At 72.9% G+C, this 22,775-nt stretch carries 18 protein-coding genes; 12 read left to right on the top strand and 6 right to left on the bottom strand.

Features of this window, described 5'->3' with window-relative positions; all coding sequences use genetic code 11:
* Nucleotides 1-80: 80 nt before the first annotated feature.
* Nucleotides 81-335: a hypothetical protein gene (locus DB033_RS16060; RefSeq protein WP_111767904.1), complete on the bottom strand. Its 255-nt coding sequence runs from the start codon at nucleotides 333-335 to the stop codon at nucleotides 81-83.
* Between the two features lie 110 nt (nucleotides 336-445).
* Between DB033_RS16060 and nth the strand changes: the two genes are divergently transcribed.
* The 3 genes from nth (at nucleotide 446) to DB033_RS16040 (ending at nucleotide 3,549) form a co-directional block, all read left to right on the top strand.
* Nucleotides 446-1,255 carry an endonuclease III gene (gene nth, locus DB033_RS16055; RefSeq protein WP_111767903.1) on the top strand — a complete coding sequence of 270 codons (810 nt, stop codon included), beginning with the start codon at nucleotides 446-448 and terminating at the stop codon, nucleotides 1,253-1,255.
* A gap of 267 nt (nucleotides 1,256-1,522) precedes the next feature.
* Nucleotides 1,523-2,368: an NUDIX hydrolase gene (locus DB033_RS16045; protein WP_170315571.1), complete on the top strand. Its 846-nt coding sequence runs from the start codon at nucleotides 1,523-1,525 to the stop codon at nucleotides 2,366-2,368.
* Complete coding sequence (locus tag DB033_RS16040; protein WP_111767902.1) at nucleotides 2,365-3,549, top strand: MarP family serine protease; 1,185 nt, start codon at nucleotides 2,365-2,367, stop codon at nucleotides 3,547-3,549. The genes DB033_RS16045 and DB033_RS16040 overlap by 4 nt, the downstream gene beginning before the upstream one ends.
* Before the next feature lie 94 nt (nucleotides 3,550-3,643).
* Here DB033_RS16040 and DB033_RS16035 read toward each other — a convergent pair whose 3' ends face one another.
* From DB033_RS16035 to acs, 3 genes are all read right to left on the bottom strand, one after another.
* Nucleotides 3,644-4,594, bottom strand: a complete 951-nt coding sequence (locus DB033_RS16035; RefSeq protein WP_111767901.1) for an alpha/beta fold hydrolase — start codon at nucleotides 4,592-4,594, stop codon at nucleotides 3,644-3,646.
* Nucleotides 4,595-4,622: 28 nt separating this feature from the next.
* On the bottom strand, nucleotides 4,623-5,111 hold the full coding sequence (locus DB033_RS16030) for a phage holin family protein (RefSeq protein ID WP_240615938.1): 489 nt from the start codon (nucleotides 5,109-5,111) through the stop codon (nucleotides 4,623-4,625).
* A gap of 472 nt (nucleotides 5,112-5,583) precedes the next feature.
* On the bottom strand, nucleotides 5,584-7,587 hold the full coding sequence (gene acs, locus DB033_RS16025; protein ID WP_111767899.1) for an acetate--CoA ligase: 2,004 nt from the start codon (nucleotides 7,585-7,587) through the stop codon (nucleotides 5,584-5,586).
* 307 nt (nucleotides 7,588-7,894) lie between these two features.
* Between acs and DB033_RS16020 the strand changes: the two genes are divergently transcribed.
* From DB033_RS16020 to DB033_RS21740, 8 genes are all read left to right on the top strand, one after another.
* Entirely contained in the window at nucleotides 7,895-8,626 is a 732-nt protein-coding gene (locus tag DB033_RS16020; protein WP_111767898.1) for a Fic family protein, read from the top strand.
* An 883-nt stretch (nucleotides 8,627-9,509) separates the two neighbouring features.
* Nucleotides 9,510-10,631 (top strand): septum site-determining protein Ssd, encoded by a 1,122-nt coding sequence (gene ssd / locus DB033_RS16015; protein WP_111767897.1) that lies wholly within the window; start codon nucleotides 9,510-9,512, stop codon nucleotides 10,629-10,631.
* 35 nt (nucleotides 10,632-10,666) lie between these two features.
* The gene (locus tag DB033_RS16010; protein ID WP_170315592.1) at nucleotides 10,667-11,869 is read left to right on the top strand and encodes a TadA family conjugal transfer-associated ATPase; all 1,203 of its coding nucleotides are present in this window, start codon (nucleotides 10,667-10,669) and stop codon (nucleotides 11,867-11,869) included.
* Nucleotides 11,870-12,035: 166 nt separating this feature from the next.
* Nucleotides 12,036-12,791 carry a type II secretion system F family protein gene (locus DB033_RS16005; RefSeq protein ID WP_111767896.1) on the top strand — a complete coding sequence of 252 codons (756 nt, stop codon included), beginning with the start codon at nucleotides 12,036-12,038 and terminating at the stop codon, nucleotides 12,789-12,791.
* Nucleotides 12,788-13,504 carry a type II secretion system F family protein gene (locus DB033_RS16000; RefSeq protein WP_157970732.1) on the top strand — a complete coding sequence of 239 codons (717 nt, stop codon included), beginning with the start codon at nucleotides 12,788-12,790 and terminating at the stop codon, nucleotides 13,502-13,504. The genes DB033_RS16005 and DB033_RS16000 overlap by 4 nt, the downstream gene beginning before the upstream one ends.
* Before the next feature lie 347 nt (nucleotides 13,505-13,851).
* Nucleotides 13,852-14,112, top strand: a complete 261-nt coding sequence (locus DB033_RS15995) for a DUF4244 domain-containing protein (protein ID WP_111767894.1) — start codon at nucleotides 13,852-13,854, stop codon at nucleotides 14,110-14,112.
* Between the two features lie 2 nt (nucleotides 14,113-14,114).
* A complete protein-coding gene (locus DB033_RS21695) occupies nucleotides 14,115-14,480 on the top strand; it encodes a TadE family type IV pilus minor pilin (RefSeq protein WP_276309223.1) in 366 nt (121 codons plus the stop codon).
* Nucleotides 14,477-15,262 (top strand): Rv3654c family TadE-like protein, encoded by a 786-nt coding sequence (locus DB033_RS21740; RefSeq protein ID WP_338066272.1) that lies wholly within the window; start codon nucleotides 14,477-14,479, stop codon nucleotides 15,260-15,262. Before DB033_RS21695 ends, DB033_RS21740 begins: the two co-directional genes overlap by 4 nt.
* 253 nt (nucleotides 15,263-15,515) lie before the next feature.
* On the opposite strand, the gene DB033_RS15980 is transcribed toward DB033_RS21740, so the two are convergent.
* Both DB033_RS15980 and DB033_RS15975 read right to left on the bottom strand, forming a co-directional pair.
* Nucleotides 15,516-16,493 (bottom strand): N-acetylglucosamine kinase, encoded by a 978-nt coding sequence (locus DB033_RS15980; protein WP_205843945.1) that lies wholly within the window; start codon nucleotides 16,491-16,493, stop codon nucleotides 15,516-15,518.
* Nucleotides 16,494-17,815: 1,322 nt separating this feature from the next.
* A complete protein-coding gene (locus DB033_RS15975) occupies nucleotides 17,816-20,053 on the bottom strand; it encodes a DEAD/DEAH box helicase (protein ID WP_205844005.1) in 2,238 nt (745 codons plus the stop codon).
* 405 nt (nucleotides 20,054-20,458) lie between these two features.
* Between DB033_RS15975 and DB033_RS15970 the strand changes: the two genes are divergently transcribed.
* Nucleotides 20,459-22,738: a sodium-translocating pyrophosphatase gene (locus tag DB033_RS15970; RefSeq protein WP_111767892.1), complete on the top strand. Its 2,280-nt coding sequence runs from the start codon at nucleotides 20,459-20,461 to the stop codon at nucleotides 22,736-22,738.
* Nucleotides 22,739-22,775 lie beyond the last annotated feature (37 nt).

The following is a 22,775-nucleotide window of genomic DNA, read 5'->3' as shown; positions in this document are numbered from 1 at the left end:
GAATCACCTCAGCAGAAGGCAGTCTAGGGGTCATCACCGGGCTTGGTGCTACCAGGACCCGTTCGCCGGGGGCGCGGCGGTCAGCCGCGGGGTGCGTCGCCGCTCTTCGCGCGGCGCGACCGGCGGGGCCGGCGACGTAGCCGGAACAGGTACAACGCCCGTCCGATGCCCTCGCGGATGAAGGTGTTCACCTCGTCCGGACGCGCCTGATCGAGGAACTCCTCGACCTCGTTCTCGGTCACCGACACGTGCTTCAACCGGGCCTCGACGCGCTCCATGAGCACGGCGAAGACCAGCAGCAGCAGCGGGAAGAGCAACACCAGGAAGACGGCCATAGTGCCTCCCATCTTCCCCCGGACCGCGGCCGATCGCACCGCCGCCACCCCGGTCGATCGGCCACCGCTCGCCCCGGCCGGCTGTCGGTGCCGTGTGACACAGTGTTGAGGTGTCCGTTCCCGCACCCGCCCCGGCCGTCCGGGTCCGGGCCCCGAAGCCGCCGGCCACCCCGCTCGCGCGCACCCGCCGGGCCCGTCGGCTCAACGCCGAGCTGACCGTCGGCTACCCCGGGGCCCACTGTGAACTCGACTTCACCACCCCGTTGGAACTCGCCGTGGCGACGATCCTGAGCGCCCAGTGCACCGATGCGCGGGTCAACCAGGTGACGCCCGCGGTGTTCGCGCGGTATCCCGACGCCGCGGCCTACGCCGCCGCCGACCGCGCCGAGCTCGAGGCGCTGATCATGCCGACGGGGTTCTTCCGCAACAAGGCGGCGTCGCTGATCGGACTCGGGCAGGCGGTGCTCGAGCGGTTCGACGGCGAGCTGCCCGGCACCCTGGCGGAGCTGGTCACGCTGCCCGGTTTCGGCCGCAAGACCGCCAACGTCGTCCTCGGCAACGCCTTCGGCGTTCCCGGCATCACCGTGGACACCCATTTCGGCCGGCTCGTCCGGCGGTGGGGACTGACCACGGAGGAGGATCCGGTCAAGGTCGAGCACGCCGTCGGCGCGATGATCCCGCCCGCCGAGTGGACGATGTTCTCGCACCGGGTGATCTTCCACGGACGTCGGGTGTGCGCGGCCAAGAAGCCGGCCTGCGGAGCGTGCTTCCTGGCTCCGCTGTGCCCGTCGTACGGCACCGGGCCGACCGACCCGGAGGTCGCCGCGAAGCTCGTCGTGGGTCCCGAACGCGAGCACCTGCTGGCCCTCGCCGGACTTGGCGGGGAACCCACTCCGGCGCCCGCGGCGGCGCGGGCGTGACCACGGCCCGATGACGGCGGCCTCGGTGGCGGGGGCTCGGCCGATGGCGCCGGCCCTCATGACGGCGGCCCGGATGGCGGCGGCTCGGCCAGCGGCGGCACGGATGGTGGCGGACCGGATGGCGCCGGCTCGGGCGATGGTGGCCCTCATGACGGCGGCCCGGCCGGCGGGGGCCTCGATGGCTGCGGCTCGGCCAGCAACGGCTCGTCCGACGGTCGCCTCGAGGGCTGCGGCTCGGCCGGCGGCGGCCGGAGCGGCGGTGAATCGATGACGGTGCCCGCCGGGGATCCGCTGGTCCCGGGTGTTGCCGCGGCGCAGCCGCGGGAGGCGGGCCCGACTGCCGGCTCCGGCGCGGCAACAGATGCCGGTACGGCTGCGGCGCAGGCACCGGTCGCGTCCCCCGAGCCCGAGGTGGCGGTGGAGCCGCCGGACGCCCTCCTCGACCCGGCCGCCGTCCCGCTGGTGGGCGACGACGAGGTGCCGCACTGGCTGCGGCCGATGATCCGCCGCAGCCTCGGCGGCCAGCTGCCCGGCATGCTGGACCGCGGCGCCCGGCACCAGCAGGGCGGCAACCGTCAGTCCGCGGTCCTGATGCTGCTGTCCGAAGGCACCACCGGGAGTTCGGGTCCGGACATCCTCCTCACCCAGCGCGCGGCGACCCTGCGCACCCACGCGGGGCAGCCCGCGTTCCCGGGCGGCGCCATCGACGTCGGCGAGGACGCGGTCGCGGCCGCCCTGCGCGAGGGGCACGAGGAGACCGGCCTGGACCCGGCGTCGGTCACCCCGTTGGTGCTGATGCCGAGGTTGTACCTGCCGCGTTCGGAGTTCATCGTCCATCCGGTGCTGGCCTACTGGCACACCCCCGGGCCGGTCGCGCCGGTCGATCCGGCCGAAACGGCGCTGGTGGCCCGGGTGCCGATCGCCGAACTCGCCGACCCGGCGAACCGGGTCCGGGGCTCCTGGGGCACCTTCGTCGGCCCGGCCTTCGACGTCGCCGGGATGCTGGTCTGGGGATTCACCGCCGCCATCGTCGACGCCCTGCTGGACCTGGGCGGCTGGACGGTGCCGTGGGAGTTCCCTCACACCCGGACCATCGACCTGAGCCGTCGATGACCTTCTTCGACGTCATCCTCGTCCTGATCGTCGTCGCCGGCGGGGTCGCGGGCTTCCGTCAGGGCCTGCTGGCCGCCGCCTACTCGCTGCTGGGCGCGGTGGCCTGCGCACTCGGTGCCCTGGCGTTGGCGCCGGTGGTCGTGCGCGACCTCGACTCCGGGCTGGCCCGGACGGCCGCGTCGATGGCCATCCTCGTCGTCGGGGTGCTGATCGGGGAGTTCATCGGCGGCTGGGCCGGCCGCACGTTGTCGGAGCAGATCACCTGGACCCCGGCGAAGGCCGTCGACCGCACCCTCGGGATGGCCGGCCAGGCCGTCGCCGTGCTCGCGCTGGCTTGGATCGTGGCGCTGCCGCTGGCGTCCGCACCGGTGCCGTGGCTCAGCTCGGCGATCCGCAACTCCACCGTGCTGGGCGCCGTCGACCGGGTCGCCCCCGACGGATCCCAGGGCATCACCGATCAGCTGCGGGCACTGCTCAATTCCACGGGATTCCCGGACATCCTGGGTCCACTGGGGGCGACACCCATCGTGGACGTGCCCGCTCCCGACGACGCGCTGGTCGCCGACCCGGTGGTCGCGGCGGCCGCTCCATCGGTGCTGAAGGTGCGGGCCGTGTCCCAGTCGTGCGGCCAGGGATCCAGCGGCACCGGATTCGTCATCGGGCCCGATCACGTCCTCACCAACGCGCACGTGGTCGGAGGTGCCTCGACGGTCGGGGTGGAGGTCGGCGGGACGCTGGAGCCGGCCACCGTGGTGGCCTACGACTCCGAGCAGGACACCGCGGTGCTGTACGTGCCGGGGCTGAACCTCCCGGCGCTGGTCTTCGACGCCCGGGCGGCGGCGCCCCAGTCGGACGCGATCGTGCTCGGGTACCCGCTCGGTGGGCCGTTCACGGTCAGCGCCGGCCGGGTCCGGTCGGTCACCGAGCTGACCGGACCGGACATCTACCAGAGCACTACGGTGCGTCGCGAGGTGTACCTGCTGCGCGCGCTCGTGCAGCCCGGCAACTCCGGCGGCCCGGTCCTCGATGCCGACGGGGAGGTCATCGGGGTCGTCTTCGGCGCCGCGATCGACGACGCCGAGACCGGGTTCGCGCTCACCGCGGCCGAGGTGGCGGACACCGTCGCCGCCGGACTGACCGACACGACGGAAGCCGCGACAGGCGCCTGCGCACTGGACTGACGGCGTGCTGGGACGGGCCGGCTGCGGCGGGTCGTGGGAGCGAGCTGTCGGTGCCGCGTCCGCCAGGGGACGGTGGGGCTCGCGGGCCGCCGGGTCAGTGCTGGTCGAGGCCCTGCAGGAAGTCGGCCACCAGCTCGGTCACCCGGGCCGGGGACTCCTCGGCGGCGTAGTGCCCGACACCGCTGATGACGTGCCGCAGGTACCCACCCGAGCAGTACTGCGCCGCTTCCGACAGCATGGCCAGCGGGATCACCCGATCGCCCTCACCGCCGATGTGCAGCACCGGGGCGGTGACCGGGTGCCGCAGGAGGGCCTCCCGGTGGCGCAGGCCGTCGGAACGCCACGGTGACCGGGCGATCCATCGGAGGTGTTCGAGGGCGGCATGGCTGACCCCGGGGATGGTGATCGCGTCGCGCATCCGGCCGATGGTGTCGTCGTAGTCGGCCGAGGCGAGCCACGCCCGGCCCGCCCCCTGCCGCACGACCCGTTCGAGGCCGGCGCCGTTCCCGGCGGCCAGCCGGCGCTCCGGCCACCACGGCCAGCGCGCCCGGGCCAGCAGGCGGCGGTAGCCGCCGGCGCGGCGCGACCGGCGCATCCGGGCCAGCGACATCGGATGGGCGGCATTGACCGCCACGACGGCCCGGACCTGCTGCGGGCGGACCGCGGCGGTGTTGAAGGCGGTGAGACCACCCAACCCGGTGCCGACGACGACGGCACTGGGTTCACCGAGGGCACGGATCAGGCCGGAGGTGTCGCCGGCCAGCGTGAAGGCGTCGTAGCCGCGGGGCGGCTTGTCCGAGTCGCCGTATCCCCGCACGTCGACCGCGACCGCGCGGTAGCCCAGCTGGGGGAGGTGCTCCAACTGGTGCCGCCACGACCACCAGAACTGCCCGAAGCCGTGCAGGAAAACGACGAGCGGGCCCGAGCCGGCCTCGGCCGCGTGGAATCGGACCCCGTTGGCACTGACGTCGATGTGCCGCCAGGGTCCGGGGTAGCGGACGGCGGACGGGTCGGGCGCGGCGACGGAGCGCTGAGGTGCGCTCACCGCGGACCGGGAGCGGGCACCGCCGGTGTCACGCCTTGGTGGGGACGTCCGGGTGGGACGCGGCCCTCTTCAGCGTGGTCGCGGTGTCCTGCAGCGACTGGATGGTCTTTTCGGGCTTGCGGATCTTCTTGACCTTGCGCAATCCGATCAGCACGAACAGGCCGGCCAGGATCACCATCACGATGAAGACGATCGCGAACGACAGCGACCGCGGCAGCCACAGGTCGAGGATCTCGCCGACCATGAACCAGAAGAAGAACAGCGAGAACAGCCCGATGACGCCGGCGACGACGAAGAACACGGCCCCGACGGCGCCCTGCTTCGCCGACGACACGATCTCCAGCTTGGCCAGCTCGATCTCGGCGCGGACGAGGGTCGACACCTGTGCGGTGGCGTCCTTGACCAGCGTGCCGATGGACTCCGAGCGGTCCACGTCCTGCTCCGGGGTGAGCGGGATCGACGGCCGGACGTAGCCGGTGCCGCGGGCTTGGCCGGGGTTGCTCCCTGGGTAGGTCACGGCGATCTCCTGACGTCGAAGCCCGGGGGCTTGCGGACTGCTGTGCGGCTGCATGAGGTGGTGCGGTGGTGCGGGCGCTGCGTCGGCGCGGGGTCGTCCGAAACTCGAACCGGCCTCGCGGCCCGCTCATCGTGCCACGTCCACCCGGTGGGCTTCGCGTGGTGGGCCGGTCGACCGGCCGTTCCCTGCGTCACCCGGGCGGATGGCGGCGGCACGTCCGTGGTGTCGAACCCGCCCGACGACGGTGGTCCGCCGTCGTCGACGGAGGCAACCCGCGGTCGCGCTCAGGTATACCCACGTTCACCCATCCGCGACGCGAGCGGTGTGACCGTCCGCGACGCGAACGGTGTGTAGGTCCCCCCCGCCGCCCGGTGTGACTGTCCCCCCGCGCGGCGCGGCGCGACGGACCGCCCGCGTGCGGCGTGACCGTCCGCGCGCGGCGCGACCGCCTGCCGCCGCACCCCGTCCCGGATCAGGACGACGGCTTGGCCAGCCCGCTGTTGATCAGGCCCATGATGGCGGAGTCCTGCAGCGTGGTGACGTCCCCGAGTTCGCGGCCCTCGGCCACGTCGCGGAGCAATCGCCGCATGATCTTGCCGGAGCGGGTCTTGGGCAGCTCCGGCACCAGCAGGATCTGCCGGGGTTTGGCGATCGGCCCGATCTGGGTCGCGACGTGGTTGCGCAGCGCGGTGATCAGCGACTTCTCCTCGTCGGACTCCCGCTCGGGTACCGGTATGCCGCGGAGGATGACGAAGGCCACGATGCCCTGACCCGTCATGGCGTCGGTCGCGCCGACCACCGCGGATTCGGCCACCGACGGATGCGACACCAGCGCGGACTCGACCTCGGTGGTCGAGATGCGGTGCCCGGACACGTTCATCACGTCGTCCACGCGACCCAGCACCCAGAGCGCGCCGTCGTCGTCGTACTTGGCGCCGTCGCCGGCGAAGTAGTAGCCCTGCGCGGCGAACCGCGACCAGTACGTGTCCTTGAACCGCTGGTCGTCGCCCCAGATGGTGCGCAGCATCGATGGCCACGGGCGGTCCACGACGAGGTAGCCGCCCTCGCCGTTGCCGACGGGGACGCCTTCGTCGTTCACGACCTTGGCGCTGATCCCGGGCAGCGGGCCCATCGCCGAGCCCGGCTTCGCGGCGGTCACCCCGGGTAGCGGCGAGATCATGATCGCGCCGGTCTCGGTCTGCCACCAGGTGTCGACGATCGGGGTGCGGTCGTGCCCGACGTTCAGCCGGTACCACATCCACGCCTCGGGGTTGATGGGTTCGCCGACCGACCCCAGTACCCGCAACGACTCGAGCGAGTACCGCGCCGGGATGTCGGCACCCCAGCGCATGAAGGTGCGGATCAGTGTGGGGGCCGTGTAGTAGATGGTCACGCCGTACTTGTCGACGATCTCCCAGTGCCGGCCCTCGTGCGGGGTGTTCGGGGTGCCTTCGTAGATGACCTGGGTGGCGCCGTTGGCCAGCGGCCCGTAGACGATGTAGGAGTGCCCGGTCACCCAGCCGATGTCGGCGGTGCACCAGTAGACGTCGGTCTCGGGCTTGAGGTCGAACACCGCATGATGGGTGTAGGCCGCCATCGTCAGGTAGCCGCCGGAGGTGTGCAGGATGCCCTTGGGCTTACCCGTGGTGCCGGAGGTGTAGAGCAGGAAGAGCGTCTGCTCGGCCGGGAACGGCTGGGCTTCGTGGGTGTCGGCCTGGGTGTCGACCACCTCGTGCCACCACAGGTCCTTGTCGGTCCAGGTGATGTCGATCCCGGTGCGGCGGACCACCAGCACGTTTTGGACGGGCGAGTCGTCCGTGCCGACGGCGTTGTCGACAGCCTCTTTCAGAGACACCGGCGTGCCGCGGCGGTACTGGCCGTCGGCGGTGATGACCAGCTTCGCCTCGCTGTCGGCTACGCGGGAGCGGATCGCCTCGGCCGAGAACCCGCCGAAGATGACCGTGTGGGTCAGGCCCAGGCGTGCGCAGGCGAGCATGGAGAACACGGCCTCGGGGATCATCGGCAGGTAGATCGCGACGCGGTCCCCGGTGGTGAGGCCCATCCCGGCCAGCGCGTTGGCCGTCTTGCTGACCTCGCGCTGCAGGTCGGCGTAGGTGATGGTGCGGGTGTCGCCGGGCTCGCCCTCCCAGTGGATGGCGACCCGGTCGCCGTTGCCGGCCTCGACGTGCCGGTCCACGCAGTTGTAGGCGACGTTGAGCTGCCCGTCGGCGAACCACCTGGCGTGCGGGGCGTCGGACCAGTCCAGCACCTCGGTGAAGGGGGTGGACCAGGTCAACCGCCGGGCCTGCTCCGTCCAGAACGCGTCGGGGTCGGCGGCCGCTCGCGCGTAGGCCTCCTCGCCCAGGTTCGCCTGTGCGGCGAACTCGGCGCTGGGCGGGAACGTCCGGTCCTCCGCCAGCAGGTTGTCCAGGGTGTGGGTCTGGGTGGGAACCTCGGACTTCGGTGCCTCGGACACGGGAACAGCCTCTCGACGACGGTGTCAGCGGGTACAGGTGGTGCGGTGTCGCCGAGCCCGTGGGGGCGTCGCTCGGCCGGTGCGCTGTCAACCTAACCGGGGCCACCGACGGACCGCCACGCGGTCCGTCGATGGACGGGTGGACCCGCCCGCACTCCCGCGTTCGGAGGGTGCCGGTCGGAACCGGTTCGTGGCGAGCCGGTGAAGGCCGAGCCTGGGCGCGCGGCGGTCGCGTCCCGCCGGGGTGCGCCGGTCGGGGGGTGCCCGGCGTGCCGCCGGCGTCGGAACGGGCCAGTACGGTCGTCCGGTGACCTCCCTCTGGCCCGATCTCACCGCCGGACCGGGTGTCGCCGCCGCCGTCGAAGAGGCCCGCGACGCGCTCTCGGCCCTGGCACTGCACCCCACCAACCGCCGGGGATGGCCGACCTCGGCCGCGGCGGCGGGCATCCGGGCGGCGCGCGCGTCGGCGGCCATGGACGGCGGTGACCCCGCGCTGGACTCCGAGGGGACGGCCGTCGCCGACCCGGTGCTGGCCGGGGCCATCCGCTGCTCGGCGGCGGTCGGGGCGCTCGCCCCGGTGTTCGGGCGGGCCCCGTTGCAGGCGCTGGCCCGGCTGCACACCCTGGCCGCCGCCGACCTCGCCGACCCCGCGGCGCTCGGCCGGCCGGTGTCCGATCCGGAGGTCGCGGCGCGGCTGGCCGGGGTGGCGGCAATGGTGGCGGGCTCCGGCTGGCCGGCGCCGGTCCTGGTGTCCGTGGTGCATGCCGAGATCGCCGCGATCCGCCCGTTCGGCGAGGCCAACGGCGTGGTCGCCCGGGCGGCCGCCCGACTGGCCATGGTGCACAGCTGGCTGGATCCGCACGCCCTCGGCGTGCCGGAGGTGGCCTACCTGCGCAGCGGTGCCCGCTACGAGGAACTGCTCGACGGCTACCGTCACCGGGCCCCCGGAGCCTTGGACGCCTGGCTCGTCTTCACCTGCGAGGCGTTGGTGGCCGGCGCACGGGAGGGGCGGTCGATCGCCGAGACCCAGCGGGGCTGAGGAGTTCGTCGTGCGGTGACGTCGAGTCGGGGCCGGACACGGTGACGGCGCCCTCGCCGAAGTGAGGGCGCCGTCGGACGCAGGCTGCCTGGTTACCAGTGCTCACCACTGTTCGTCGGAAAATGGGGACCGCGAGTGTCGCGGTGCGCCCGCACGACGTACCTCCGCGGTTGGTGCGGTGAGTGGGTGCCGGGGGTCTGCGTGCGAAGCCGGAGCCGGGGAGTCGCCGGTTTCTCTTCCACCGACGACCGAGCCGACCACGAGTTCGTGAGTCAGTAGTACGCCCGATGTGCAGCGTGGGCAAGAAGGTCATCCGAGTGGGTGAGTCGTTTACTTCGTACTGTTACGGCCGCCCCGATCGCTGGGCCGAAAGCGGTATTAGAGTGACATACGGACGAGAGGCGTGACGCGCTGAAGATGACGCGCTAGGCTCGCACCTGTCGGTTTTCACCCCCCCGAAACCGACCACCCGGTCTGGCTCACCCCCCTGAGTCGGACCCCGCGCCCCCCGCCTACCCCCCCTGGCGGGGGGCGCCCTTGACTTCCGGCCCTTTCGGTCCACGATCGCATCCCCGTCCATGGGATGTCGTGCGCTTGCTTTCGGCTTCCCTTCCTTTCGAAGCGGTGTCGCCGTTGCTCCTGCGCGACTTGCACTGTGCCCTACCGCAGCCGAGCCGCCGCACGGTTGTCCACAGACCTGGCCGGTGGCCGCCTGTGAGGCGACCCGCCGACCGTCGGGGCGCTTCCTCGCGCAGGCGTCCACAGCACCGGTCGCGAGACCGGTTGTCCACGCCGGTCGCCTTCCGCGGTGGACCGCCCGGCCGTGCCTCCGCTGTGCTGCTCCGACCGGTCGTCACCAGGTCGACCGGGTGGAGGGACACAGATGGAAGCGCGGCCGTTGGTCGTCACCGACGACGAGGACCTGTTGGACGACCTGCTGCGGATCGCCGCGGCTGCCGGCGTGGACATCACCCACGCCCGGACGGCGGAGTCCCGGGCCTTCTGGCGCTCGGCACCGCTGGTGCTGCTGGACGCGCGGCAGGTGCGGGGCGCAGTCCTCGCCCAGTTGCCCCGGCGGTCCGGGGTCATCGTCGTGTCGGCCACCGAACCGGACGGCAACGTGTGGGAGCACTGTGTGCTCCTCGGCGTGGAGCGCACCGTGCTGCTGCCCCAGGCGGAGGACCTGTTGGTGGCGGTCCTGGCCGACACCCTGCACCGGGGGCCGGGTGGCGGCCGCGTGGTGTCGGTCATCGGCGCCCGGGGCGGGGCGGGGGCGTCCGTTCTCGCCAGTGCGGTGGCGGTCGCCGGCGTCCGGGCCGGCGTCGGCGTCGTGCTGGCCGACTGCGACCCGTGGGGCGCCGGGTTGGACGTCCTGCTGGGGCTGGAGACCGACCCGGGTCTGCGGTGGCCCGACCTCGCGACCCCGGTCGGTCGGGTGCCCGCGGAGGCCCTCCACGAATCGCTGCCCTCCGTCACCGGGCCACGCATTGGCCGACCCTCGCGCACCCGCCGTTCCGACGCACATCACGGGCGGCTCTCGGTGCTGTCGTTCGGCAGCGACGACCACGGTGGGGCACCGCCCACTCCGGAGACTCTGACCGTGGTCCTCGACGCCTGCCGACGGGCCGGCGAGGTGGCTGTTCTGGACGTCCCGCGCGTCCCCGACCCGTTGGGTGACGTCGCCCTGGAGAACTCCGACCTGGTGGTCGTGGTGGCGACCGCCGACGTCCTCGCCTGTTACGCCGCGCGCCGGGTGGTCGACCGGATCGATGCGGCCGGTGCCCGGGCCGGTCTCGTCGTCCGGGGTCCGTCGGTGGGCGGGATCGGTGCCGACGATCTCGCGCGGTCGCTGGAGCTGCCGTTGATCGCCCAGATGCGCCCGCAGCCGCATCTGTCCCGTGACGTCGAGCTGGGTCACGCCCCGGGGGAGGATCCGCGTACCCCGTTGGGCCGGGCGGCACTGGCGGTGCTGTCGGCCGTCGCCGGTTCGGAGCTGCGTCCGTGAGCCCCTTCGCGGCCACGGCGCCGCCGGCGCGGCCGGTGCCCGCCGGGACGGGACGCACCGACCGGCCGGTCCCCGCGGTGTCGGCCGACCTGGTCGCGCGGGTGCAGCAGCGACTCACCGACCACGACGGTGGCGGAACCCAACCGTCGGCCGCGGCGGTGGCGGCGGCTGTGCGGGCCGAGGCCGGCGTCCTCGTCAGCGACGCCCAGATGCTGCGGCTCATCCGGGCCCTGCAGGCCGAACTGGTCGGAGTCGGTCCGCTCGCCGGTCTGCTCGCCGACCCGGCGACGACCGATGTCGTGGTCAACGGTCCGGACGACGTCCGCGTCGACCGCGGTCACGGTTGGGAGCCGACCGGCGTCCGCTTCACCGACGACGAGGCGGTGCAGCGGCTCGCCCGCCGGTTGGCCGCAGCCGCCGGGCGGCGACTCGACGACGCGCGTCCCTTCGTCGACGCGCAGCTGGTGGACGGCACCCGACTGCACGCGGTGCTGCCACCGATCGCCGCCGACGGGACGTCGCTGTCTCTGCGGGTTCTGCGACCGGCCGAGTTCGACCTGGCCGAGCTCGGGCGCCGCGGGGCGTTCCCGCCGGTCGTCGGCGACCTGCTACGACGGGTGGTCGCCGCCCGCCTGGCCGTCCTCATTTCCGGTGGCACGGGCACCGGGAAGACGACGTTGCTGGCGGCGCTGCTCGGCGAGGTCGGTGCCGACGAACGACTCATCACGGTGGAGGACGCGGGTGAGCTGCGGCCGCGGCATCCGCACGTCGTGCGGTTGATCGCCCGCACCAGCAACGTCGAAGGGGCCGGCGAGATCGAGCTGCGCAACCTGGTCCGGCAGGGTCTGCGGATGCGGCCCGACCGGCTGATCGTCGGCGAGGTCCGTGGCGCCGAGGTCGTCGACCTGCTCATCGCCCTCAACACGGGTCACCGCGGCGGTGCGGGGACCGTGCACGCCAACACCGCGGCCGACGTGCCGGCTCGGCTGTCCGCGCTGGCGGCACTCGGCGGGATGAGCGACACCGCGCTCCACGCCCAGCTGGCCGGCGCGGTCCAGGTTGTCATCCAGCTCGAGCGGCTCTCCGCCGGCGGGCGCGTGGTGCGCCGCATCGCCGAGCTGGGGGTCCTGCGGACCGGCGCCGAGGGGCGGGTGCACGTGGTGCCGGCTCACGGGCCCGACGGTGCCCGCGGTCCGGGTGCCGCGGTTCTCGATGAGCTGTTGCGATCGGCGCCGTGACGATACGGCGCTTCGCCGGCCGGTTGCGGGCGGCTACCGCTCCGGCACGGCGACCGCGAGGTGCCGGTCCGTCGGGTATCCCCGACGTCCGTCGAGGGTGCGCCCGCGGTGCAGGGCGCGAACGGTGCCGCCGGTTGCCGGTGGGCGTGGTCATGACGGTGACACCGTGACCGTCCTGCTGCTGGCCGCCTGCCTGTGGGTGTGGCCGACCGCCCCGGCGACCCCGTACGTGGACCCGGTGGGAGCCCGGGTGAGTCGACTCCGGTTGCCGGCCCGGTCCGTTCCGGTCCTGCTTCTCCTGCTGCCCGTGGTGCCGGCGGTCATGCTCGGCGGCTCCGCGGCGGTGATCCTCTCGGCAGCCGTCGGTGGCGGCACGGCGGGCCTGCTGGTGCGCTCGGCGTCGGTACGACGTCGGCAGGCTCGCGAGCAGGCCGAGGTCCTCGACGCGGTGCGGGCGCTGCGTCGCGAGGTCGCCGCCGGAGCCGATCTCGGCACGGCCGTCGCGGCGGTGCGCCGCGCCCGCGGTCCTGCTGTGACGGATCTGCTCGGTCGGGTGGGGTCGCCCACCGGCGACGGTGGACCGGGTCCGCCGCAGTTCGCCGGAGCCGAGTTCGCGCTGACCTCCGCCGTGCGGCTGGCGCGGCGGTTCGGAGCTCCCCTCACGGTGCTGCTCGACGGGGTCGCGGCCGGACTCGCCGACGGGCGGCGGGCCGCCGATCAGCGCGCCGCAGCGGTGGCCGGTGCCCGGCTGTCCGGCTGGGTGCTCGCCGCCCTGCCTCTGATGGGCGTCCTGCTGGGGGCGGGGATGGGAGCGGATCCGGTCCCGGTGCTCTTCGGCGGTGGCCTCGGTTCGGTCCTGCTGCTGGTCGGGACGGTGTTGCTGTGCGCCGGTCTGCTGTGGTCCGCCCGGATCGCGCGGTGACCGTCGTGCTCACCCTCCTGTGCGTCGCGGGCGCCGTGCTGTGCTGGGTCGACGGACCGACGCGGCTGCCCCGGCGGTCGTCGCCGCCCGCCGTTCCCGGGATGCCCGGGGCGGCGCGGTCGGTGTCGCTCGGCGTTCTGTGCGCGGCGGCGGTGGTCGTCATCTGGCCGACGGCCTGGCCGCCAGCGCTGGTCGTGGGTGCGGTGGTCGCTGCCGGGACGTGGTGGGACGCCCGGCGGCGGGGCGTCGCCGCCGATGCGGTGCGCGGTGAGGTGGCCGTGCTCTGCGACCTGTGGGCGGCGTGCCTGGAGGTGGGGATGCCGACCGGTGGTGCGCTGGCCGCCGCGCTCGAGGTGCTGGGTGAGCGGAACGGGGGCACGTCGGTCCGCCGGCTCACGCAGGTCGCCGGACTGCTGCAGGTCGGGGCCGACGTCCAACGGGCGTGGCGCCCCGCGGAGGACGATCCGTGGCTGGCTCCGATCGCCACCGCGGCCTGCCGATCGCAGCAGGCCGGTGCCGACCTCGCCGCCACCGTGCGCGAGCAGGGCGCGGCTGTTCGCCGCGCCGAGGCCGGGATCGACGAACGGCGTGCCCAACGGGCCGGCGTCCTGATGACCGCCCCGCTGACCCTCTGCTTCCTGCCCGCCTTCATCTGTCTCGGGCTCGCCCCTGTCGTGATCGCCCTGGTCGGCACGCTCGATCTCGGTCGCTGAACCCACCGACCATCGACCGTCATCGGGGCCGCCCGGTGCTCGGTCGAACCCGAGGTGGGAGTCCCGGCACGTCGGCGGGTCCACGGGTTCACGTCCGGTGACACAACACCGCCGGGGACGCGCGGCGCCTTCGGGTCGGCGGGGAGCCGGTCTCCTCACCGATGGGAATGCTCCCGAACTCTGCCTTCGTGCGCACGCCGCGTGCAGCGGCCGACAGGTCGAGCCGTTCGTTGATCCATCCACAGGTCGTGTGACGTGCGGAGCTGTCCACAACGGCCGATTCCCGCTCACCGAACCGGTGTCCGGAACCACGAAAGTCACTCCATCAACTCTCGAGAGGACAGCTCATGACCCACCCGCTCACCGTCCAGGACACTCTCGCAGCCGGTCCCGCTGCGCTCGCGACGGAAGCGGGGCATACCCCCGTCGCGGTCAACGCCGGGTCCGAGCACCCTGAACCCGACGCCGGAATGTCCACCGTCGAGTACGCGGTCGGCACCGTCGTCGCGGCGGCGTTCGCCGCGGTGCTGTACCGCATCGTCACCGGCGACTCGATCGTCGCGGGGCTGACGTCACTCGTGCAGTCCGCACTGAACACCGGCTTCTGACCGTGCGACGCCGTCTCTCGATCCTCCGGCCCAGGGAGGGGGCCGACCGCGGGTCGGTGACGGTGGAGGCGGCGCTGGTCATTCCGGTGCTGGTGCTCGTCCTGGGAGCCTGTCTCGCCGGCATCTCGTGTGTGGCACTCCAGGTCCGCTGTATCGATGCCGCGCGGGAAGCGGCGCGGCTGGCCGGCCGGGGTGATCTCGACGGCGCGCGCGCGGCGGCCGTCCAGCTGGCCGGGGCGGCTGCCGTCGACATCGCCGTCGGCACCCGCCAGGTCCGCGTAAGAGTGTCCGCCGAGCCGCTGGGTGGGCTCCTGCCCGGACTGACGATCGACGCGGTGTCGGTCGCCGCCGTCGAGGGTTCGGGGTGACGGTGCGTGGTGGTCGGTTCGGTGTCGTCGGTCTGGGTTCGTCGGTGCGCGGGCGGTGGCGGCGAACCGAGCGGCGAGGTGTGGCCTCGATTCCTGGTGACCGTGGCCGTGGACCGTTCCGGGTGACGGTGCGTCGTGGTTCGTTTCGCGTCGTCGGTCCGGGTTCGTCGGTGCGCGGGCGGTGGCGGCGAACCGAGCGGCGAGGTGTGGCCTCGATTCCTGGTGACCGTCGCCGTGGACGGCTCCGGGTGACGGTGCGTCGTGGTTCGTTCGGTGTCGTCGGTCCGGGTTCGTCGGTGCGCGGGCGGTGGCGGCGAACCGAGCGGCGAGGTGTGGCCTCGATTTCAGGTGACTGTCGCCGTGGACGGCTCCGGGTGACGGTGCGGCGTGACCGGTTCGGTGCCGTCGGTCCTGGTGCGTCCGATCGCGGCGAACGCCCGGATGGCGAGCGGGGGAGTGCCACCGTGATCGGCGCGGTGATGGTGATGGCGCTCCTGGCGGTGTGCGTGCTCCTCGTGCACTACGGCGCTGCTGTCATCGCCAGACACCGGGCGGCAGCCGCCGCCGACCTCGCCGCGCTGGCCGGCGCGTCGGCGGCGGTGACGGGACAGGGCGCGCCGTGCGCCGTGGCGGCGGAGATCACCACGGCCGGGTCCGCGCGGCTCGACAGCTGCACGGTCGACGGCTGGGAGGTGCGGGTGGTCGTCTCGTCCGCTGCCGGGATCCTCGGCCAGCGGGCCACCGCTCGTGCTCGTGCCGGACCGGATCTGCCGACCGGATGAGTGCACCGACACCCCACGGACTGCCGCCGGCAGGCACCAGGAAGTCACGGAGCCGGTGCGCCGGGAAACGACCTTCAGAGAAGTCGACATCGAGGACTCGCGACGATTCACACCCGGGTCGAACCGGCATGAATCGTGTCGCCGGCGACGACCCGCCCCGGTGCTCGGACTCATCACTGCCCTGGTGGCCGGGCGGCGCCGGATGGAGCCGGGACTGCCCGGACAGCGTCCGGAGCTGATCAGTGCTGTCGGATCAGCTCAGTGACTGGCGGGCCAGGTAGACAGCGCCGAAGACGGGCTCCCGGGTCAGCGGCTCGACCCCGGTGATGCCCCGCTCGGCCAGTCCCGCGCGGACCGCGTCCTGCAGGGTCGACTGGTTGACGATCAGTCCGCCGCCGAGCGCGACCGGGCCCGTCAGGCCGAGCTGAGTGGCGACACTGGCGATCTGGACGGTGATGGCCTCGGCCGTGTCCGCGACGATGCGCTGTGCGGCCTCGTCACCGTGGCGGGCCAGGTCGAACACCACGGACGACTTCTGCGCCCACGACCGGCGGACGGGTTCGGCATAGAACTCGCCGAGCACCTCGTACGCGGTCTGCACCCCGCTCGCCCGGGCGATCGCGTCCGACAGCGGATCGGCCGGCAGGCCGCGGTCGGCTTGCCGGAGTGCGTGGCGCACCGCCTCGCGGGTCACCCAGTAGCCGCTGCCCTCGTCGCCCAGCAGGTAGCCCCAGCCGCCGGCGCGGGCGGTGTCGCCGGCTTCGTTACGGCCCCACGCCACCGACCCGGTGCCGCAGATTACCGCGATGCCGGTGTCGAACTCGGGCGTGGCCAGGATCAGCCGGGTGTCGTGGGCGATGACGACCTTCGCGCCCGGAGCGCGGCGGCTGATCATCCCGGCGAGCCACTCCTCCTGGGCGGGGGTGTTGATCCCGGCGGAGCCGGCACAGACCACGTCGATGCCGTCGCGACCGAGTGCGTCGAAGAGCTCGTCCAGTGCGGCGTCGGCCTGCGCGTGGGTCACGGACTCCACGTTGGCGCTGCCCACGATCTTCTCAGCCAGCACCGATCCGTCCGCGTCCACCCGCACGCCGTGGGTCTTGGACCCACCGATATCGACGCCGACCACCACAGGATTCACCGCGACATCATCGCCGACCTCCAGCGGCCGACGCCAACCCGTTCCCTGGTGCGCCATCTTGCCGCGAGGTGGGTGCTGCCCGAGCACCATGATCCCGCTCTTCCCACTCCGGTCCGCCGCACCGGATCTGCCGCACGAATCCGGGTCTGCTGACCCTGCAGGGTCGGCCCACTCGCATTGGGTGGGTAGTGCGACGCTTGACGTGGAGCCGCACCCGGTCGCGGCTCACAGCCCCCTCGCCGCCACGTCCTTCTGTTGTCGCCTGTTGAGCGAGGGCGAAGTCCAGGCGGTCATTGCCGAACTGTGAGGGAAGGGCGCATGACGACGCGCGGCCGGGAAGCCGCACGAATCCGGGTCTGCTCACCCTGCAGGGTCGGCACACTCGCACTGGGTGGGCAGATGCGACGCTTGGCGTAGAGCCGCACCCGGTCGCGGAGCCCAGCTCACTGGCCGCCACGTCCTTCTGTCGTCGCCCGGGGAGCGAGGACGAGGTTCAGGCGCTCAGTGCCGAGCCGTGAGGGAAGGGCGCATGACGACGCGCGCCCGGGTGTGCCGCACGAATCCGGGTCTGCTAACCCAACAGGGTCGGCACTCTCGCATTGGGTGGGCAGACGCGACGCTTGGCGTGGAGCCGCACCCGGTCGCGGCGCACAGCCCCCTGGCCCCCACGTCCTTCTGTCGGTGCCCGGGGGAGCGAGGACGAGGTCCAGGCGCTCGGTGCCGAGCTGTGAGGGAAGGGCGCATGACGACGCGCGCCGGGTCTGCCGCACGAATCCGGGTCTGCTCACCCAACAGGGTCGGCACACTCGCATTGGGTGGGCAGACGCGACGCTTGCGTAGAGCCGCACCCGGTCGCGGCGCACAGCCCCGTGGCCGCCACGTCCTTGTGTCGATGCCCGGGGAAGGGAGGACGAGGTCCATTCGCTCGGTGCCGAGCTGTGAGGTAAGGGCGCATGACGACGCGCGTCCGGGTGCGCCGCACGAACTTGGGTCTGCTAACTCTGCAGGGTGGGGCACACCCGCGTGGGGTATCGCAGATTCACCGTCCTCAGCCGCACCCCACGGCCCACAGCCCGGCAGCATCCCACGACGGATGCGCGTGCGTTGGCGACCAGGGACGGGGTCACCAGCCCCGGCTGCACAGGGGTGGGGCGCCCATAGCGGCAAGCGGTCCCGGGTGTGCCGCACGAATCCGGGTCTGCTCACCCTGCAGGGTGAGCACATTCGTATTCGATGGGCAATCCGCAGCCTGACGACGAGCCGTACCAGGGACACACGGCCGCCCCAGCCAGCCAGTCCCGCTCCCACACCTGTGCCGATGCGCCGGAACAAGGCGATGAGCGGCCGCCTGACGAGGTGCGGCCTCTGTCTGTCGCGGAGGAGGGCGGCCGGTCAGCGCCGAACGCCGGGCATCAGCCCCCCGCCCCCACCACCCGCAACCGCTCACCCATCAACCGCAGCACGACCAGCGCCCCGGCCTTGTCCAGCGGCTCGTTGCCGTTGCCGCACTTGGGCGACTGCACGCAGGACGGGCAGCCGGCCTGGCAGGCGCACGACGCCACCGCGTCCCCGACGGCGGTCAGCCAGTCGCCGAGCACCGCGTACCCGCGCTCGGCGAAGCCGGCCCCACCGGGATAGCCGTCGTAGACGATGACCGTCGGGTCACCCGTGTCCGGGTGCAGGTTCGTCGACAGCCCGCCGATGTCCCAGCGGTCGCACCCGGCGAACAGCGGCAGCAGTCCGATCGCCGCGTGCTCGGCGGCGTGCAGGGCGCCCGGGATCCGTCCCTCGCCGATCCCGACCGACGCGAGCACCTCGAGCGGGATCGTGTACCAGACGGCCCGGGTGTCGAGCGTGTGCTCGGGCATGTCCAGCGGCCGCTGGTCGATGAGTTCGCCGTTGAGGCGTCGCCGGATGTAACCGACGACCTGCTCGGTCACCCGGACCTGCGAGAACCCGCACCGGATCCCGAACCCCAGCCCCCGCTCGGCCTCGACGTCCCGCAGATCCACCGACGACACCGACCGTGCCGTGGTCGTCCACTCCGGGCGCTCCTGGTGCACCAGCGCCAGCTGGTCGTCGAAGTCCAGGGCGTCCACCACGTACGACACCCCACGGTGCAGGTACACCGCCCCCGGGTACACCGATCCGGGCGCGCGCCCCAGGTCCACCGTCCCGAGCATCCGGGCGGTCTCGTCCTCGACGATGACGATCTGCCCCCCACCGCCGCCACGCAGGTCCACCTCGTCCGACGGGTGCAGCAGCCCGGAGAAGTACCAGCCCGCGCTGCGCTCGCGCAGCACCCCGTCCGCGATGAGGTCCTCGATGCACTCCAACGCCGCGTCGCCGCCGAACACGGCGAGGTCGTCGCCGGTCAGGTGGTGCTCCGCGGCCGCACACGCCAGGTGCGGGCGCAGCAGGTACGGGTTCGTCGGGTTGGTGATGGCCACCTCCACCGGCCGGCCGAACACGGCCTCCGGGTGGTGCACCAGGTAGGAGTCCAGCGGGTCCTCCCGGGCCACGAAGACCACCAGAGCGGGCACGTCGCCGCGTCCCGCCCGACCCGCCTGCTGCCACATCGAGGCCAACGTCCCCGGGTAGCCGGCCAGGATCGCCGCGTCCAGACCGGAGATGTCCACCCCGAGCTCGAGCGCGTTCGTGGTGGCCACCCCGAGCAGGCGTCCGGAGTTCAGCGCCGCCTCCAGCTCGCGCCGCTCCTCGGGCAGGTAGCCGCCCCGGTAGGCCGCCACCCGGTCGACCAGCTCGGGCGCGATCTCGGACAGCCGCCGCTGCGCCGACAGCGCGGTCTGCTCCGCCCCGTGCCGGGAACGCACGAACGCGAGCACCCGGGCGCCGCCCGCCACCAGGTCGGCGAGCATCCGGGCGGTCTCGGCGGGCGCGGACCGGCGCGTCGGCAACCCGGTCGCCGACGGCTCCGCACCGGGCTCCAGCAGCAGGAACTCCGCCCCCGGCCGCGGTGCGCCGTCGGCGGTCACCGCCACCACGTCGCGGCCGATCAGCCGCGTCGCCGAACCCGCCGGGTCGCTCACCGTCGCCGACGCCAGCACGACGGTCGGGTGCGCTCCGTACCGCTCGGCGATGCGCAGCAGCCGGCGCAGCACCAGGGCGATGTGTGAGCCGAAGACCCCCCGGTAGGCGTGGCACTCGTCGACGATGACGTAGCGCAGACGCCGCAGGAAGCGGATCCACCGGGCGTGCTGGGGGAGCAGCCCGCGGTGGATCATGTCCGGGTTGGTCAGCACCCACCGCGAGTGCGCCCGCACCCAGTCGCGCACGTCGACGGGGGTGTCGCCGTCGAACAGCGACGGATGGATCCCGGCGATGCCCAGCCCGTGCAACGAGCTCAACTGGTCGGCGGCCAGCGCCTTGGTCGGTGCGATGTAGAGGACCGTGGCCCGCGGGTCGGCGGTCAGGTCGGTGAGGGCGGGCAGCTGGTAGGCCATCGACTTCCCCGACGCGGTGCCGGTCGCGAGGACGACGTGCCGTCCGGCGTGCGCCAGCTCGGCGGCTTCCACCTGATGCGTGAACGGCTCCCGCGCGCCGCGCCCGCGGAACGCCTCGATCACCGTCGGGTGGGCCCAGGTCGGCCAGGGCGCGTGTCCGGCGGGGCGCGGGGGCAGCACTTCCAGGTGGGTGACGGGAGCTGGCTCCGCACCGTCCGCGGACCGGCCGGCCGGGTCGCGTCCGACGCCCCCGACGCCGAGCGTCGAATCCGACGTTCCCCCAGGTCCCGGCACCCGGACACCGGCCGTCGCCAGGGGGGCGTCGGCCGTCGGCAGCACCAGCCCGAGCAACCGGGACCGGTGGGGCGCGTCGGGCGACAGGGTCACCGCTTCATTCTGCCGATCACCACCGACAGTCCCCGGGTGGTGGAGTCCGGACTCGCTGCGTGATCGGGGCAGTGTCCTGGGTCACCATCGGCTGCCTTACAGTGTCCTCACGTGCGCGGGCCCCAGGGGGCCGCGCACGCGATCGTGTCGACCAACGCCGGTCGGGTCGTGAGCCGGCGCAGTGATGCAGGAAACCGGAGCCGCATGACACACCTTCTCGCTGCCGAAGCCGTGACCGTGGACGGCGGTGACAGGACGATCGTCGTCGCGGTCGCCGTCATCGCCCTGGTCGCGCTGGCCATCGCCTTCGTCCTGCGGGCCGGCGTGCTCGCCGCCGACAAGGGCACCCCGAAGATGCAGGAGATCTCCGAAGCCGTCCAGGAAGGTGCGGCGGCCTACCTCGGCCGTCAGTTCCGCACCCTGGCGATCTTCGTGGTCCTGGTCTTCGGCCTGCTGTTCGTCCTGCCGGGTGACGCGTCGGAACGCATCGGCCGGTCCATCTTCTTCCTGGTGGGGGCCCTGTTCTCGGGCACCATCGGCTATCTCGGCATGTGGCTGTCGACCCGGGCGAACGCCCGCGTCGCCGCCGCGGCCAACACCACCGGCCGCGAGGAAGCCATGCGGATCGCCTTCCGCACCGGCGGCACCGTCGGTCTGGCCACCACCGGCCTCGGGCTGCTCGGCGCGGCGGTCGTCGTGCTCGTCTACGCCGGCGACGCCCCCAAGATCCTCGAGGGCTTCGGGTTCGGCGCCGCGATGCTCGCGATGTTCATGCGCGTCGGCGGCGGCATCTTCACCAAGGCCGCCGACGTCGGCGCCGACCTGGTCGGCAAGGTCGAGCAGGGCATCCCCGAGGACGACCCCCGCAACGCCGCCACCATCGCCGACAACGTGGGCGACAACGTCGGCGACTGCGCGGGCATGGCCGCGGACCTGTTCGAGTCCTACGCCGTCACGCTGGTCGCGTCGCTCATCCTCGGCTCGGCCGCGTTCGGCACGAAGGGCCTGATCTTCCCACTGATCGTGCCGGCCATCGGTGTGCTCACCGCGATCATCGGCGTCTACATCACCAAGGCCAAGCCCTCGGAGTCCGGTCTGACCACGATCAACCGCTCCTTCTACATCTCGGCGGCGATCTCCGCGGTGCTGTGCAGCGTGGCCGCGTTGGTCTACCTGCCGGGCACCTTCGGCGAGCTCGGGGTCGACGCGGTCGCCGACGCCACCGGCAGCCCGGCGGTGATCGCGATCATCGCCGTGATCATCGGCATCGTGCTCGCCGCGGTCATCCTGTGGCTGACCGGCTACTTCACCGACACCAACTTCAAGCCCACCAAGGGCGTGGGCCAGAGCTCGGTCACCGGCGCGGCGACGGTCATCCTGGCCGGCATCTCGGTCGGTTTCGAGTCGGCCGTCTACACCGCCCTGGTGATCGGCGCCGCCGTCTTCGGCGCGTTCTCGCTCGCCGCGGCGACCCCGCTGGTCGGTCTGTTCGCCATCGCGCTGGCCGGTTGCGGTCTGCTCACCACGGTCGGCGTCATCGTCGCCATGGACACCTTCGGGCCGGTCTCCGACAACGCGCAGGGCGTGGCCGAGATGAGCGGCGAGGTCTCCGAGCAGGGCGCGCAGATCCTGACCGAGCTCGACGCCGTCGGCAACACCACCAAGGCCATCACCAAGGGCATCGCGATCGCCACCGCGGTGCTCGCGGCGACCGCGCTGTTCGGTTCCTACTCCGACGCCATCGGCAACGCGCTGCGTGAGGCGGGCGGGGTGGCCGAGGACGCGGCGAACGGTATGAGCGCGTTCGTCACCGAGATCGTGTCGCCGAACGTCCTGGTCGGCGCCCTCATCGGCGCGGCCGTGGTCTTCATGTTCTCCGGTCTCGCGATCAACGCGGTGTCGCGGGCCGCGGGCGCGGTCGTGTTCGAGGTCCGGCGCCAGTTCCGTGACATCCCGGGGATCATGGAGGGCACCACCCGCCCCGAGTACGGCAAGGTCGTCGACATCGTCACCCGGGACTCGCTGCGGGAGCTCACCACCCCCGGCCTGATGGCCGTGCTCGCCCCGATCGCCGTCGGCTTCGGTCTCGGGGTCGGGCCGCTGGCCGGGTTCCTCGGTGGCGCCATCGTCACCGGCACCCTGATGGCCGTGTTCCTCTCCAACTCCGGCGGCTCCTGGGACAACGCCAAGAAGCTGGTCGAGGACGGCCACCACGGCGGCAAGGGCTCCGACGCGCACGAGGCGACGATCATCGGCGACACCGTCGGTGACCCGTTCAAGGACACCGCCGGGCCGGCGATGAACCCGCTCATCAAAGTGATGAACCTGGTCTCGGTGCTGATCGCCCCGGCGGTCGTGGCCCTGTCCGTCGGCGACGGTGCCAACACCCCGCTGCGCATCATCATCGCCCTGGTCGTCTTCGCGGTCATCGTGGGCGCCGTGCTGGTGTCCAAGCGCCGCGAGTCGGTCCTCGACGCCGCCTGACGGGCATCGACCGGCAGACGTTCGGGTACCCGAACGT

It is taken from the genome of Nakamurella deserti, assembly GCF_003260015.1.
GTDB lineage: Bacteria > Actinomycetota > Actinomycetes > Mycobacteriales > Nakamurellaceae > Nakamurella > Nakamurella deserti.
Note: the sequence above shows the minus strand (reverse complement) of the source record. Positions and strands in the feature narration are given on the sequence as shown.